The sequence below is a fragment of the Synechococcus sp. R55.2 genome (assembly GCF_047462075.1).
Classification (GTDB): domain Bacteria; phylum Cyanobacteriota; class Cyanobacteriia; order Thermostichales; family Thermostichaceae; genus Thermostichus.
The window spans coordinates 1-15287 of record NZ_JANSIH010000437.1 but is presented as its reverse complement, the minus strand read 5'-3'; the positions used below and the strand labels follow the sequence as shown (position 1 = coordinate 15287).

The following is a 15287-nucleotide window of genomic DNA, read 5'->3' as shown; positions in this document are numbered from 1 at the left end:
GGGGCTGCCGTAAACCAGCCTAGAGGTCCGTGGTTGGCTTGCCAACTGCAGGGCTACCGTTCGCGCCAGCGGGCCGGAGGCCTTAAGCCCGCCCCGTACTGCGAAGCAGTCAGGGTCGGGTAGTTTACATGAAGCTTACAGCCGGGATCCCCATGGGAGATATGGGATCCGGTTTGATCAAAATTGTAAAGTTTTGTGCGCAATCTGCCGGGGCGAGCAATCACCACCCTGGTTCTGCCAGCGCAAGATTTTATAGTGTTGATCCCTACCTTTTCCCCGCAAGGGGAAGATGGTGAATGGGGTGACAGGCTGGGAACTGTCCTAGCGACACCTGGGGAGAGAGGCTGGGTTTAATAGACTGTAAACGTAATTTACGGTACAGATCTATGACAACTGCTGCCGCTTCTGCTACTCCCACTGCCCCTGAGACGACGCTGCTGAACGTTTGGCAAGTGCTGGCGGAAGAGTTTGCCGGTCAGGTTGCCCTACGGGATCCCCACGCGCAGCCAGTTTTCGAGATGTCTTATGGAGAGCTGTTTCGCCGCATTCAAACCCTGGCGGCTGGCCTGCAGGCTTTGGGCATTTGCCCGGGGGATCGGGTGGCCATTTTTGCCGATAACTCCCCCCGCTGGCTGATGGCCGATCTGGCCACGATGTTCACGGGAGCTGTGAATGTGCCCCGCAGCGCTGTGGCGGATCCCAGTGAGCTGGGCTACATCTTGCGCCACTCCGGTAGCACGGCCCTGATTGCTCAGGATCTGAAGACTCTGAGGCGGATCCGGCCGGATGTGCAGGAGCTGGGCCTGGAACGGCTGCTGTTGCTTTCCGATGAGCAGGAAGCAGGGGTGCTGAACTTTTCCCAATGGCTGCAAAAGGGTCGGGAACACACCTACCAACCCCCAAAGCTGGAGCGATCCCAACTGGCCACCATCATCTACACCTCCGGCACCTCCGGTCGGCCCAAGGGGGTGATGCTCAGCCACGGCAACCTGATGCACCAGGTGGAGAACTTGGGCGTGGTCGTACAGCCACAACCGGGGAATAAGGTGTTGACCATTCTGCCCACTTGGCACTCTTATGAGCGGGCTTGCGAGTATTTTCTCCTCAGCCGCGCCTGCATGCTGGTCTATACCAGCCCTCGCTTTATCAAACAAGATTTCCAACAGGAGCACCCCCATTTTCTGGTGGCAGTGCCGCGGATTTGGGAAACCGTTTATGAAGGGATCCAACGGCAATTCAAAGAGAAAAGCCCCCTGATGCAGCGGCTGATCCGCGCTCTGATGGCCGTGAGTGAGAGCCATGTGCTCTCTGGACGGATAGCTCGCAACCAGTCGATTTTGCATTACGGAGTCAGCCCCTGGGTGCGCCTGCAGGCTCGCCTGCAACATTGGCTGCTCTGGCCCCTGCACCGATTGGCCGATGTGCTGATCTACCGCAAGGTACGACGGGCGTTGGGCCCCAATTTTCAACATGCCATCAGCGGCGGTGGATCCCTGCCTGCCTACTTGGATCTGTTCTACGAGGTGGTGGGCATTTCCATCTTGAATGGCTACGGCCTCACCGAAACTTCGCCGGTGTTGTGCGCGCGGCGTCCAGACAACAATGTGCGCGGTACGGCTGGCCCCCCTCTGCCGGGGACGGAGTTTCGCATTGTGGATCCTGAAACTCGACAGCCGCTGCCCCCTGGAGAAAAAGGACTAATCCTGGCCCGTGGCCCGCAGGTGATGATGGGCTACTACAACAACCCGGAAGCCACTGCCAAGGTGCTCAGCTCCGACGGCTGGTTTGAAACCGGGGATCTGGGCTGGCTCACCCCCGACGGGCAACTGGTGATCACCGGCAGAGCCAAGGATGTCATTGTCCTACTCAATGGGGAGAACATCGAGCCCCAGCCGCTGGAAGATGCTTGTCTGCAGTCTCCTTACATCAGTCAGATCGTGATCGTCGGGCAAGACCAAAAGAAATTGGCTGCCCTCATCTACCCCAACCTCGATGCCCTCAAAGCCTGGGCTGCCGAGCAAGGGATCCCGGCTGAGGATGCCGAGCTGCTGGCCCAGCCCCAGACCCGCACCTTGATTTTGCAGGAGGTGCGCCGCCGCATCCAAGAACGCCCTGGCTACCGGCCCGACGAGCAGGTCAGCGACTTTCGCTTCTTGCCGGAGCCGCTGAGCGTGGAAAACGGCCTTATGACCCAGACCCTGAAGATCAAGCGCAACCCGGTGGCTGAGCGCTATGCCCATCTGATCCAAGAGATGTATCCGGCTTGAGGTGCAGGCCCACCTAAGTTTGGGATCCCCGTTGTTGCTCCAAGTAGCGCCGGAATTGCTCCGGTGGAATGGCCCCTCGGTAGGCCCCACAGTAGTAGAGGGTGAGCACTGCCTTGTAGGCCCAGTCAGTTGGCACCACATCCGGGAAGGGGCTGGGCAAAGTATCTGCTTGGTTGTTGGCGCAGGCTTGCAAAATTTGCTCTGTGGTGAGCTGTTCTGCCAAGTCTGGAGGGAGTTCCCGCAGGTTGGCCTGGGCCAAAGCCGCTCCGGCCAAGCTCAAGCTGGAGAGGGCCGCTGTCCAAAAGACAGGAGTGAAGAGGTGTTGCAAGTTCATGGCTTTCAAAGGAAGGGTTGGCAAGTCCTCTCTCTAGGGTAGTACTAGCTAAGAGAGCGTCTGGATGTAGACAAACTTCCTCGGATCTGGGACTAAGATGCAGAGGAATCAAGGGAGCAGAAGAGGGCGGGATCGCCAGCCGCTAATTGTCTCGCCGCATGGCCATGTAAGGCTGAGAGCACGATAGGTCAGAGCCGATGAGTTTATCCCAGGGGCCGAGTTTTGATGGAATGGATCCCCCGGATCCGAAGCTGATCGATGCCTGTGTGCATTGCGGGTTTTGCCTGACCACCTGCCCCAGCTACCGTGTAATCGGCAAAGAGACGGACTCGCCGCGGGGGCGCATCTATCAGATGGAGGCTCTCAACCAAGGTCAAATCTCCCTCTCGGCGGCTACGGTTTCCCACTTCGACAGTTGTTTGGGCTGTTTGGCCTGTGTTACGGCCTGTCCATCGGGGGTGCAATATGACCGCTTAATTGCCGCCACCCGCCCGCAAATCGAACGCAACTACCCACGTAGCCTTTGGGATCGGCTTTACCGCCAGTTCATCTTCTCGGTGTTTCCTTACCCGACACGGCTGCGACCGCTGCTGTGGCCTCTCTGGCTGTACCAAAAAATGGGGATCGGCACCTGGATCCGAAAAGGGCTGGAAAAGGTCTCCCCGCGTTTGGCAGCTATGGAATCCCTGATGCCCCCCCTGGAGGTGGAGCAACTGCTGCCCAAGCGTTACCCTGAGCGGATCCCGGCGGTGGGAGAACGCCGTTTTCGAGTGGGACTCATTTTGGGCTGCGTGCAGCGCCTGTTTGCCCCGCAGGTGAATGAGGCCAGCATTCGCGTCTTGACCCACAACGGCTGTGAGGTGGTGATCCCGCCTGTCCAGGGCTGTTGTGCGGCCTTGCCCCACCATCAAGGGCAACTGCGCCAGGCGGAAACCCTGGCCCGCCAGATGATCGATGCCTTTGCCAATTGTGAGTTAGATGCCATTCTGATCACCGCTTCCGGCTGCGGACATACCCTGAAAGACTATGGCCACCTATTGGCCAGGGATCCCGACTACAAAGAGAAGGCAGCCCGATTTGCCGCCCAGGTCAAGGACATTCAGGAGTTTCTCGCTCAGGTGGGGTTAACGGCTCCTCTACATCCGCTGCAGCCGGAACCCCTGGTGCTGGTCTACCAGGATGCCTGTCACATGCTGCATGGGCAGCGGCTCAGCCAGGAACCCCGACACCTGCTGCGGCAAATCCCAGGGCTGGAGCTGCGGGATCCCGTCGATGCCGCCCTCTGCTGTGGTAGCTCCGGCGTCTATAACCTGTTGCAACCCCAGGTGGCGGACGAGCTGGGAGCCCAGAAGGTGACGAACTTGCTTAACACCGGTGCTCAGGGGATTGTCTCTGCCAATATCGGCTGCCGCCTACAAATCCAGAAACATCTGCGCCTACAGGGCAAAGCCGGGATCCCCATCTATCACCCGATGGAATTGTTGGATCGCGCCCTCGCCGCTCTGCGACGCTTTCCCGAACAAGCTACAGGGACTTCTTCGGGTCAGGCAGAGGTAGCCGAGGCAACCGGTTGAGTGGATCCTGGATTTCCGGTCGCGCTGGCGTAACCTGGCGCAACATAGCCTCCCACCCCACTTCTCTCCCCCATCGCCGATGGGCTATTCCATCAACAGGCCCAAGTCCAGGTGAGGCTGCCACAGATCGGCCAGGCGCTCCAGCAATTGCTCCCGCTGCTGAGCATAGTGGCCCTCCAGATCCGGCAAGGGATCCCAGCCTTTTTGTCGGCGCAGCCAGTTCAGCCATTGTCGCCGCCACAGGTGGTTGTCAAACAGGCCATGCAGATAGCTGCCCCAAATCCGACCCGTGGGATCCCGCCAGCCCAGGTTCTCCCGGTCGAACACCGGCAGACAGCCAGAGGGATCCGCCTGGGTGGATCCCTGATGAATTTCGTACCCCTGAATGGGGGCCAGGGCAGGCCATCGGCTTTGGGTCTGCACCTGCTGGGTGACCTTGGTGGGTTGTAAAACGGTGGTCAAAGGGAGAAAGCCCAGCCCTGGGTAGGTGCCGGCGATCCCCTCCCAGCCTTCGGGATCGGCGATGGTCTCTCCCAACATTTGCAGCCCACCGCAAATGCCGATGATATGGCCGGAGTATTGGCGCAGTTGATCGGCCAGGCCGGTCTTTTGCAACGCGAACAGATCGTTGAGGGTGGTTTTGCTGCCGGGCAGGATGACCACATCCGGGGATCCCAAACTTTGGCCGGGGTGAACCCAGCGCAGATGGACGGTGGGCTCCGCCAACAAGGGGTCAAAATCCGAGAAATTGGCCACCTGGGGCAAACGCACCACAGCAATCTCCAGGCGCCCTTCCCTCAGGGCTTGGCCACCGGCCCGGTCGCGGCGATCTTCCCAAAGCAGGGGGTTGGCTGCAATTCCCATCGAATCCTCTTGGGGCAGAACCCAGTCCACCCAAGGCAAGACCCCGACAACTGGGATCCCGGTGTAGTTTTCCAGCCAATCCAGGCCGGGCTGCAACAGTTCCCGCGAGCCCCGAAACTTGTTGATGACAATGCCCCGGATCAAGGCCCGCTCTTCAGGTTCCAGCAGTTGGAGCGTGCCCACCACATGGGCCAGCGCCCCACCTCGGTCGATGTCTGCCACCAGCCAAGTGGGGGATCCCAAATGCAAGGCAACCCGCATATTTGCCAAGTCCCGATGTTTGAGGTTCACCTCTGCTGGGCTACCTGCCCCCTCGCAAAGGATCCAGTCGTACTGCTGTTGTAGGCGAGCAAGGGCTTCTTTGACCGCTTGCCAGGCCGGCGCAAACCAGCGCTCGTAATACTCTCCGGCGCGGTAGGTGCCCACCGCTACTCCGTTCAAGACGATCTGGGAAGTCAGGTTGCCCTGGGGCTTCAGAAGGATTGGGTTCATCTCCACCGCAGGGGGAATCCCGGCAGCCCAAGCTTGCAGAGCCTGCGCGTAGGCGATCTCTTTGCCCTCTGGGGTGACATAGGCGTTGAGGGACATGTTCTGAGCTTTGAAAGGGGCAACCCTTTTTCCCGCTTTCTTGAGAATGCGACAAAGGGCTGTTACCAGCAGGGTTTTGCCCACGTGGGAAGAAGTTCCCACCACCATCAAGGATCGACCTGAACAGCTCACCCCGGATCCCTCGCCCTTGGTTTCTGGTTGTTGCCATTCTCCCCGCGGCCAGCGTCGCCAAGCCAGGGCCTCCGTTGGCAAAAGCGACTCTGCAATCCCCTAGTTAACCGCCCTGCTGATGCCCAGAGCCGCACCCTCCGGTCTGCACGGGATCCCAGGGGCTTGCGCTTTGTGCTTTCGACAGGATTTTGAGCTGGGGCAGATGGATTCGAACCACCGAATGGCGGGACCAAAACCCGCTGCCTTACCGCTTGGCGATGCCCCAATTCACATTGCTTAACCAGCTTAATTAATCTAGCGATGCAGCTTCGGGTCTGTCAACAGTTGCAGTGAGCTCCTATGCGTGGGGAAGCTGAAGCTCTTCGCCAAGGTCAGGGCCAATGTCAAGAGGAGTCACGGGGAGAGTGCGGGCTACCTCAAAGAAATAGGCGCGGATCTCCGGCCCGAAATAGATGACATCTCCGCTCCTCAGGTAGTGAGTAGCCACCCGCGTGCCGTTGACAAACACCCCATTGGTACTGGACTGGCCCTTGCGGTTGCCGTCGATCAGGCAATAGGTAAACCCTGTCCGGTTGGACTTGGTGGGCACCCGCACCAGGTAAGCATGGCGACGCGAGACAAACCGATTGACGATCTGGATGGCGTTGGAGGGATCCCGTCCAAGCGTATAGATACTCTCCCGCAGGATGTAGCTGCAGGGCCGGACAGGATGGCAGATGGACAGGGTGAACTCCGGATGGGACACCGGCCGTTCAGGGACTTGATCGAACAAATCCGCCGGCAGATCAAAGCCCTGGCTGGGAAGAGGACTTTTCCCGCCAACCTCTGTGATGGAGGTGAAAAAATCGTCGTAGCTATGTGGCAAAGGTCTTCCCCCCTCAACGCTCAACGCCATTTACAGCAGCTTGGCTTTCCAAATTCAAAGTCTTATCTATAGTTCCCCAAAACCCTACTGCTTTCAAAGGAACTCTGGTCTTGGCGGGCTGCCGGAAAACCCACAAGCCCCAGTGTACTGTACTATACACCATAGGCAGCCTTGGAGATACCCCCTTTCCCCGGAAACTGGGCTTGGGCTCAGGTTGGGCCTATTTTGGCTTTCAGGGATCCCTTGGGAGCCACAGCCTCAGGCGGGCTATTCTGAGTAGCAGGTTTTTAACCTTGAGGTGAGGGTGTGACGGAGGCCCTGCTGCGTCGGTTGGATGTGGCCACAGAAGCTGCCCTGGAGGCAGGAGCTTTGCTGCGCAGTTATGTGGGGGGCACCCTTGCCATTGAGGAGAAACGTCCGGGCGACTTGGTGACTGCGGCGGATCGCGCTTCCGAGGATCTCATCTTGAAAATCTTGAGGCGGCACTTCCCCGAAGATGTCATCTTGACCGAGGAATCAGGCCAGCAGGGATCTCCGGAGGGCGCCTACGCTTGGATGATCGATCCCCTAGATGGCACCACCAACTTTGCCCATGGCTACCCTTTTGCTGCCGTCTCCATTGGTTTGCTGCAGGGGCGGGAGCCGGTTTTGGGGGTTGTTTGTGATGTTTTTCGCGGGGATCTGTTTCGCGCCGTCCAAGGGATGGGGGCTACCCGCAACCGCCAACCCATTCGAGTCTCCACAACGGCTGAATTGTCTCGGAGCTTGCTGGTGACCGGCTTTGCCTACGATCGTCGCGAAACCCCTGACAACAACTACGCCGAGTTTTGCCACTTTACCCATCTCACCCAAGGAGTGCGGCGGGGCGGATCTGCAGCTCTGGATTTGGCCTATGTGGCCACCGGCCAGTTGGATGGCTACTGGGAGCGGGGCCTCTCCCCTTGGGACATTGCCGCAGGGATCGTTCTGGTGCGGGAGGCAGGCGGCAAGGTGACCGCTTATGATGGCAGCCCGGTGGACGTTTACAGTGGCCGACTGTTGGCCAGCAATGGCTGGTTACACGCTGCTCTGCAAGAAGAACTGGCCCAGGTGCGGCCTTTGCCGGTCTCCTTTCCCATGCGGCGGGATCCCCACCCAACCTAGAAAAACCGGGAAAGCTTGCCGGTTGAACGAGTTGAATTCGAGACAGAAGTAGTTGAAGAATAATCAAGAAGACTACAAAACATCCGTGTCGGGCAGGGTAGGTAGAAGATTGGTTAGCAAGCTCCACAGAAAACAGCGACATTGCTGCCGGGCGGCACAGTTCGGCCTGGCCCTCATCTTGGGAGCAATGGCCCTTGGGGTCGCCACTGCTGGCCCCGGCTACCCTCAGCCGGAACAAGGGAAGGTTGCCCCCACCGAGCGGGCACAGCCCCTCGATTCCCGTTGGGCCGAGATCCAGGCCCGGGGGCGCATTCGGGTTGGCTTGGATCCCAGTCTGGGGCCGGCCTATCTCTATACCGACTTGGAGCGACAAACCTACGCCGGCTTCGAGTGGGATATCCTGGAGGCGCTTGCCCAAACCCTTCAGGTGCAGGTGGATCCCATCTACGTGGCCTGGAGCGAGCAGTTGGCGGCCTTGCAAGCGGATGAGGTGGACTTGATCTGGGGGGCGCGGGAAGCTTTGGGCTTGGATCCGGAGCAGTTTCTGGCCACCCGGCCCTACTATCTCAGCCCGCAGCGCTTGGTGGTACGGGATCCCTTCCCCACCTCTGGGCCAGAGGAACCGGCCATCGAGACACTGTCGCAATTATTTGGCCGCAAAGTGGGCATTGTAGTTAACAGTACGGGGGCAGCCCTGCTGGAGGCGTACAACGAGAGGAGAGGCAACGCCATTCGTCTCTTTGCCACCAGTAACCCTGAGCGCTTGTTTGCTCAGCTACAGGCTGGCCAGTTGGATGCTGTGCTGGTCGATCAGCCCGTTGCCGCCCTGAACCTGCGCCAAGCCGGATCCCGACTGCGCCTGGTGGGGCCGCCCTTGTTCCCCATGCCTCTGGTGGGAGTGGTATCCTCTCAGCATCCTTCCCTCAAGGAAGCTGTGGATGGGGCGATCGTGATCCTGACCGAAAACGGAACCTTGCAGCAAATCTTGGAGAAGTGGCAACTATGGGATCCAACTCTAATGTCCCCCGCCTCAACCGAGGACTAGCCCGCTACGAGACTGACCATTTCGCCATCTTAGGCGTGCCCCTTACCGCCGACTCCAAGGGGATCCGGCGCGGCTACCTGCAGGCGGCCAAGGCCCTCCACCCGGATCGGTTTGTGGGGGATCCCGAAGGTGCAGAGCGCGCCAACATCCTCTTTGCCAAGCTGGTCAACCCGGCCAACGAAGTGCTGACCAAAGAGCGGGAGCGAGGGGAATATGAAACGGTGCTCAAAATGCGGATCAAACGCCTTTTGGAGACGCCCCCCCCGGATCTTTGGCCCTCTGGGGAAGCCGTCAAGGGCTTGGCCGAGCACCCCCATTGGCAGGAAGAGTATGTCAGACGGGTGGAGAAGCTGGCCAAAGAGCAATACAGCTCCATGGAAACCCTGCTCGAGAAAACCGAGCAGTTGAGCGAGCTGAACCTGGCCTATTTGTTGCTCAAGGCCGGCTACCAGGGGAGCCTAGCCCCTGCCTCTAGAACCACTACCGCGACCGGGATCCCAACCCCTTCCCCCAGCCATACCACTGTGGGTGGGATCCCAGCCTCCCCCGTCGTTGCTCCGCCCAGCCGTCCCCCTGTTCAGCCCGTTCCCACCCCACCTCCGGCTCCCAAGCTCAGCCCTGCGGAAACCCGCTTTATCCAAGCCTTGGACATGATCGAGCGCAAGCAATACCGGGATGCAGTGCAATATCTGAACTTCGCCATCAGCGCTGAGCCCAACGTGGCCCGCTACTACCTGCACCGGGGCATTGCTCACCTGAAGCAGGGGAATGCTGGCATGGCCAAAGCAGACTTTATGCAAGCCAGTCGCCTAGAACCTGCCAACGCCGAGTTGATGGCAGAAGTGCGCCGTTGGATGCAGCAAGTCACCACTCAACAGCCCGTTCCCGTCCCCAAGGACTCCGTCCCGCCAACGCGAGTGGCCAGCCGTCAAACGTCACAGGCTCAGAAAGTGGTGCCGCCTCCCCGCAAAGAAGACAACGGCGGGTTCTTGAGCCGCCTCTTCGGCAAGAAAAAGTAGGCAGACAGAGACCCCCTTAACGCGCTCCTCCCAGCACCAGCAGCGTGACCAGGGATCCCGTATTCCAGAGGCTGTGCAGTAGGATGGGAGCCAGCAGGTTGCGGCTGTGGCTGTACACCACCCCCAGCACCACCCCCAGCATGGTCAAAGGCAGCAGATCGGAAAGGTTGAGGTGGGCAAGGGCAAAGGTGAAGGCGCTAAGCCCAATGGCGGCCCCCATAGGCAGGTAGCGGCTTAGAGTAGGCAGCCAAAAGCCCCGGAACAGCACCTCCTCAAAAACAGGGGCACAGACAGACACCACGGCCAAAAACACCAACCGCGCCCCCCAACCATGGCTATCCAGCAGCAGGGGCAAAATGGGATTCCCACCCCCCGCCTGCGGTAGCAGCAATTGCGAGAGTGCCGCTGCCAGCACCACCAAAGGCAAGGCCACCCAGTAGCCACACAAGCCCCACAGCAGCCAAGGACCCCACAACCGCACCTGCAGCACCCTCTGCCAGCCGGGGTAGGCGTGCAAGAGACGGTACAATAACCCTGCCCCCAGCAAAGCGCCGGAATTGTAGGTGAGAAACAGGGCTACCGCCTGCTGCCAAGGGCTGAGCTGCCGTGCCCCCAGGCCGAGGATGATGATGTAAAGTCGAGGCACCAAAGCGTTGAGGGCGATAAACCCCAAAAACCAGCCGGTCAACACCGCTTGCGCCCCGATCCCCGGCCAAGGCACTTCCCAAGCAGGGCCCAGGAGCGGACGTTTGCGCCAAAGGCTCCAGCCCAGCCAGCCCAACAAGAGCATCAACCCCAGCAGTGCCCCCAGCACGGGGATCCCGCCCACCACCGCCAGTCGAAATAGAGCCGCCAAGGCCAATTTTTCCTGCTGTTGGTTGAGGGCATTCAGGCTATCGCTGCGCTGCTGCAGTCGGTAAAGCTGTTGCAGGGCCACCGCCTCAAACCAGCCATCCAGATGATTGCGGATCTGCACTTCCGCTTCTGGCCAGATGCGCCGCGGTGTTCCCCACAGCCCTTGCAAAACCCGCGCTGCCCCCTTTTGGCTCGATTCCAGCTCCACGGGACGTTCCAGGTCGATGATCTGCTGCCATTGCTGCTGAGCGGCCTCCAGATCTTCTTGGTAGGCATAGAGCAAGCCCAGGCGCAGCCAAAGCGCATCCAGCTCCGTCTGCAAATCTTGCATGGAGGCCAAAAGGGCGGGATCCACCTCTGGAGATTGGGCCAGTTCTGGGCTGGCCGCCTCAGATTCGCCAGCAGGAGTTAAACGGGCCAGCCGTTTCAAACGTTTCAGGCGTTCGGTGTAGTTATCGGCGGTCTGCTGATAGCGATTTTGGGCCACCTTGAACACATCCTGGCCCAAAAGCGCCCGTGCCAGATCCTGATAGCGGGGATCATCGAGGGTGCGGGAAGCTTGCAGGGCGAGATCGGTTTGCAACAAATCCAACTGCGTTTGGGGCGGCGGCTGGAACCAACTGCTGGAAAGAGAAAGCCCGACAATCACAATGGCCAATAGGCTCAGCAGGTTGAGGATCCCACGGCGAACAGAAAACCAAGCAGAGGAGGGGTCGGCAGAGGCCGTGGTTTCAGAGTGAGACATTGCGGCGACGGATCCAACTCAAGCGGGTTATATCCTATCTTCTGTATTGTCTTGGCGGAATGGAGTTGTTATTACTGCATTACGGATTTGTCCTGTTGTCACCGTCGCTCCAGCCAATAGCGATAGATGGGCAGGCCCAGTTGTAGGCAGTGCCACTCCCGCTCCGTGGGGATGCCGAGGGGATTGGAGTCCAAAGGCCCCTGGTGGGGATCCCAAAATTGCGGATGATCCAAAAATCGAGCTGCCATTTCTTCGGCCACCTCTTGGATATCCGATTGCAGGAAGACGGGGCTGCCCGGTCGCAGCAGCAGAGCCAGATCCGCCACCAGTTGGGGCTGGACGATCCGCCGTTTGTGATGGCGCTTTTTGAACCAGGGATCCGGAAATAGGATGGTCACCCGGCTGAGATCCCCCGGCGCAAACAGATGCCGCAAAGAGACATTGATGTTGGCAAACAGAAAATGGACGTTATCCAGCCCCAGCTCATCCCGCCAGGCATTGGCCCGCTCCACCAGCGCCTGCCGAATCTCTACCCCTAGGAAGTTCCAGTCGGGCTGCTCCTGAGCGAGGCGCAGCAGAAATCGTCCGCTCCCTGTGCCGATATCCAGATGAAAGGGCTGCCCCAGCCGCCGGTATACCCGTTCCCAATGGGGTGGGGGGGCGGGCTGCTGATACTGTGCCTGCAGGGGATTGACGTGCTGCCGTACCCGGTGACTGAGGCCCCTCTGCAATGGGATCCCTGACCAGGGCTGGGGAAGGGCGTGTTCTTTCTGCTGCAAGTCTGGTTTCATAGAACACCTCCTGCTGCAAGCACGCGAACCCAACTGAGGGTATCCCGGCTACCACTGGATATCCTCAATGATTCGCCGCAGGATGTGGGCAGAGTGGTGCAGTTGTTGTTGCTCGATCTCGGTGAGGGACATAGCCAGCGTGCGTTCCACCCCCTGCCGCCCGACCACTCTGGGCAAGCTGAGACAGACCTCTGGCAGATCGTACTCCCCTTGGGTGAGGCTGCTCACGGTTAAAACGCGGTGTTGATCCCGCAGCAGGGCTTGGACAATTTGCGTCACCCCTAACCCGATGGCGTAGCTGGTGGCCCCTTTGCGACGGATGATCTCGTAGGCAGCGTTGCGCACCTGCTCGAAGATATCCCCCAAATAGGCGGGATCCCAGTCCGGCGAGAGTTCCCCAATCGGGGTGCCGGCGATGTTCACCTTGCTCCAAACGGCCACCTCGCTATCTCCATGTTCGCCGATGATGTAGGCGTGCAGGCTACGGGGATCCACCCCCAGGCGCTCCGCCAAAAGATAGCGAAAGCGGGCTGTGTCCAAAACCGTCCCCGACCCAATTACCTGCCCTGCCGGCAACCCCGACAACTTCAGGGAAACGTAAGTCATGATGTCAACGGGATTGCTCACCACCAAAAGGAGTGTGTCAGGGCAATGCGCCATCAAGGCCGGGATCAAGCCTTTGAAGATCTCGACGTTGCGCTGCACCAAATCCAAACGGGTTTCTCCAGGCCGCTGCTTAGCCCCTGCCGTCAAAATCACCACGTCTGATCCGGCACAATCCGCCAGCTCCCCTGCCCGTATCCGTGTCGGCTCCACAAAGGGGATCCCGTGCACCAAATCCATCACTTCCCCTTCCAACTTGTCGCGGGCGATGTCGTGGATCACCAGCTCATCCAGGGTATTTTGGATCACCATCGCGTAGGCACAGGCCATGCCCACCTGCCCAGCTCCGATGATGGATCCCTTCAAAAGGCGGCGAGAAGTCAGCCCCTCGACCTGCTGCTGGGAGCGCTGCTTGGGTTGGTGCTTAGAAACAGTCATGGCTGCAGCCGCTACTCTTCGTTCTCCAGCTTAAGCCTGCCTAGAGGAAGAAAAAAACAGGCTACCGCTCTCCAGAAGAACTGGAAAGGCGAGAAGAGGCAGGATCGGTTGCCGCAGCGGACTGGATCCATCTGAAACAATAAAAACAATAAATAGCCCTCTAACCTTCAACAGTCCTCAACCCGGCTGCTGGGTTAGCCGCTGCCAAAGCTGCGGAGGAATGCGCTCGTGAGGACACTTTAGGGACTGAATCTGAGCTAAATCTTCCGGCATGTAGTGCAAGGCTACCCGCGCTGCCGGATCCAAAAGGCTGCGCCGTCGTCGGTTACATTGCTCCGCTTCTCCCAGAAACACGTCCAGCCAGCCATCTCGCTCTTGGTAGCGAATCCTCAAAGCAGAGAGAGAAGGCAGAGCAGAGGAAACTTCTTTGCGGTAGAGCCGAAAGCCCTGCTCCAGACTCCAGCCCAACCACCACTGAGGCGCCAATTGCCCCAACTGCCTACACCACACCCCCGCCTGAACCTGTTGCCATGCCATGCTTGCCACTCCGCAGCTTGTTCTCCTGAGAAGACTTAACTGCAAATCTTTAGCAATTGCTACTTGGGTAAGCACTCTACCAGACTCCTCAAGCTTAATGCAAGTCTTTATCAAAGAGGATCCCTACTTTGCCGGCACGCTATTGAAAGCTAATCTCAATAGAGCTATGCTGTTACTCGGTTGAGTGGTGGAGTTGTATCCATCAGTCTTCCTCTCTTGCCTTGGATGCATCGGGGATCCCACGCCCGCGGAATTAGCCATCCTGGGTCTGGCAGGGATCCCTTTTCCAGGGCTAGCTGAGGTTCTTTCTAATGAGAGCAGTTCTAACTAATAGGAGCCTGGTTCCTTCCCAAGCGTGTCGATGTACGGGTAGAACAAGTTCGGGAGCCAGAAGCGGTTTAACCTTGAAAACGGCGACGCATAGCCCTTCACGTCGGCAGGACAGGCTTTTTAATAATTCTTTTAATTAACCTCAAGAGTTGCTTCAAAGAATATCCCCTCCGGAGCACCCAAAAGCCCGTGCCAGCCCGGGGATCTTTTGTATCGAGAGACACACAAACTCCCCCAACAATTCCATAGGATGACCGTAGAATGGCAGAGACAGCGTGAATTCATAGCTGTTTTTTTCGGCTTGCCCTCCCCGTTGCCCGAGCGTCTACTGGGTGTTCCTAGCCTATGGTTGAAAGGGGGACTGCTGGGCCAGACCAGGCTGGCAGCGTTTATGATGCGCTGACGCGGGCCGATCTGTGGAATCCCCAGGTCATGTACCGTGGGCGCCCGGTGCAAACTCGGGGGCGGGCTGTGCTGCGCACCATGTTCGAGAGTGTCAGCGATGGGTTGTTTGTCCTCGAGTACCTGCCCCCGGAGCCAGAACAAGGCTCGCCCCAGCCGCGCTATCGGTTTTTGGTGGGTAACCCGGCCTTTCGCAGGATGTTTTTTCTCTCCTCTCGACCTATCGAGGGAGAAGAGCTCCAGAGGTGTCTGCCCCCTTCTATAGCAGCGCAGATTCAACTGCACACCGAGCGCTGCCTCACCCATCGCCGGCAAGTGAGCTTCGAGCTGAGCTTAACTGCCTCTGCCGCTCCCGACCCAGCGCCGAGCCACATTCTGATCGTCACCCTTTCTCCGGTTGCCGAGGAGAACAAGCCGATCAGCCGAATTGTCGGCTCCTGTCAGGACATTACAGCACGCAAACAGGTGGAGTGGCAGCTACAGCGCAGCCAACAGCAACTGTTGAAGCACAACCGGGCTCTGAGGGAGCTCACCCGGCACAAGGCCCTCAGCCAAGGAGACCTACAGGCTGCTCTGCGGCAGATTTGTACCACAGCCGCCCATACCCTGCAGGTGGCACGGGTGGGGGTCTGGCTCTACACGCCGGAGCGCTGCAGTATTCGCTGCATCAATCAGTTTGAAATTACCCCGGACAACCCCAAGGGATCCCATACTCAAGGGGCGGAGATCTGGGCCAAAGACTATCCCCGTTATTT

13 protein-coding genes and 1 tRNA gene are annotated in these 15287 nt (G+C 59.1%); 6 read left to right on the top strand and 8 right to left on the bottom strand.

The genetic code is table 11. The annotated features are described in order from the left end of the window. Positions 1–386 precede the first annotated feature (386 nt). Positions 387–2267: an AMP-dependent synthetase/ligase gene (locus NW838_RS14870; RefSeq protein ID WP_414388956.1), complete on the top strand. Its 1881-nt coding sequence runs from the start codon at positions 387–389 to the stop codon at positions 2265–2267. Positions 2268–2280: 13 nt separating this feature from the next. On the opposite strand, the gene NW838_RS14865 is transcribed toward NW838_RS14870, so the two are convergent. After that, the gene (locus NW838_RS14865; protein ID WP_414356744.1) at positions 2281–2625 is read right to left on the bottom strand and encodes a hypothetical protein; all 345 of its coding nucleotides are present in this window, start codon (positions 2623–2625) and stop codon (positions 2281–2283) included. A gap of 173 nt (positions 2626–2798) precedes the next feature. Between NW838_RS14865 and NW838_RS14860 the strand changes: the two genes are divergently transcribed. After that, positions 2799–4175, top strand: a complete 1377-nt coding sequence (locus tag NW838_RS14860; protein ID WP_414356747.1) for a (Fe-S)-binding protein — start codon at positions 2799–2801, stop codon at positions 4173–4175. An 84-nt stretch (positions 4176–4259) separates the two neighbouring features. On the opposite strand, the gene NW838_RS14855 is transcribed toward NW838_RS14860, so the two are convergent. The 3 genes from NW838_RS14855 to NW838_RS14845 all read right to left on the bottom strand — a co-directional run bounded on the left by NW838_RS14855 (position 4260) and on the right by NW838_RS14845 (position 6654). Continuing rightward, positions 4260–5735, bottom strand: coding sequence for a cobyric acid synthase (locus NW838_RS14855; protein ID WP_414428304.1), 1476 nt, complete (start codon positions 5733–5735; stop codon positions 4260–4262). Between the two features lie 217 nt (positions 5736–5952). Next, a tRNA-Gln gene (locus NW838_RS14850) sits at positions 5953–6024 on the bottom strand. Positions 6025–6096: 72 nt separating this feature from the next. Then, positions 6097–6654, bottom strand: coding sequence for an FHA domain-containing protein (locus NW838_RS14845; protein ID WP_414356749.1), 558 nt, complete (start codon positions 6652–6654; stop codon positions 6097–6099). A 276-nt stretch (positions 6655–6930) separates the two neighbouring features. Between NW838_RS14845 and NW838_RS14840 the strand changes: the two genes are divergently transcribed. The 3 genes from NW838_RS14840 (at position 6931) to NW838_RS14830 (ending at position 9831) form a co-directional block, all read left to right on the top strand. After that, the gene (locus NW838_RS14840) at positions 6931–7767 is read left to right on the top strand and encodes an inositol monophosphatase family protein (protein ID WP_414356752.1); all 837 of its coding nucleotides are present in this window, start codon (positions 6931–6933) and stop codon (positions 7765–7767) included. A 187-nt stretch (positions 7768–7954) separates the two neighbouring features. Beyond that, entirely contained in the window at positions 7955–8812 is an 858-nt protein-coding gene (locus tag NW838_RS14835) for an ABC transporter substrate-binding protein (protein WP_414356754.1), read from the top strand. Next, on the top strand, positions 8770–9831 hold the full coding sequence (locus NW838_RS14830) for a DnaJ domain-containing protein (protein ID WP_414428303.1): 1062 nt from the start codon (positions 8770–8772) through the stop codon (positions 9829–9831). Before NW838_RS14835 ends, NW838_RS14830 begins: the two co-directional genes overlap by 43 nt. A 16-nt stretch (positions 9832–9847) precedes the next feature. Here NW838_RS14830 and NW838_RS14825 read toward each other — a convergent pair whose 3' ends face one another. From NW838_RS14825 to NW838_RS14810, 4 genes are all read right to left on the bottom strand, one after another. Continuing rightward, a complete protein-coding gene (locus tag NW838_RS14825) occupies positions 9848–11431 on the bottom strand; it encodes a lysostaphin resistance A-like protein (RefSeq protein WP_414428302.1) in 1584 nt (527 codons plus the stop codon). A 98-nt stretch (positions 11432–11529) separates the two neighbouring features. Next, the gene (gene trmB, locus NW838_RS14820; RefSeq protein ID WP_414356761.1) at positions 11530–12222 is read right to left on the bottom strand and encodes a tRNA (guanosine(46)-N7)-methyltransferase TrmB; all 693 of its coding nucleotides are present in this window, start codon (positions 12220–12222) and stop codon (positions 11530–11532) included. Between the two features lie 48 nt (positions 12223–12270). Further along, positions 12271–13191, bottom strand: coding sequence for an L-lactate dehydrogenase (locus tag NW838_RS14815; protein WP_414356787.1), 921 nt, complete (start codon positions 13189–13191; stop codon positions 12271–12273). Positions 13192–13440: 249 nt separating this feature from the next. Beyond that, positions 13441–13800, bottom strand: coding sequence for a hypothetical protein (locus NW838_RS14810; protein WP_011433745.1), 360 nt, complete (start codon positions 13798–13800; stop codon positions 13441–13443). 675 nt (positions 13801–14475) lie between these two features. On the opposite strand from NW838_RS14810, the gene NW838_RS14805 reads away from it, so the two are divergent. Further along, the coding region (locus NW838_RS14805) for a PAS domain-containing protein (protein WP_414428301.1) at positions 14476–15287 on the top strand (812 nt) is incomplete at its 3' end.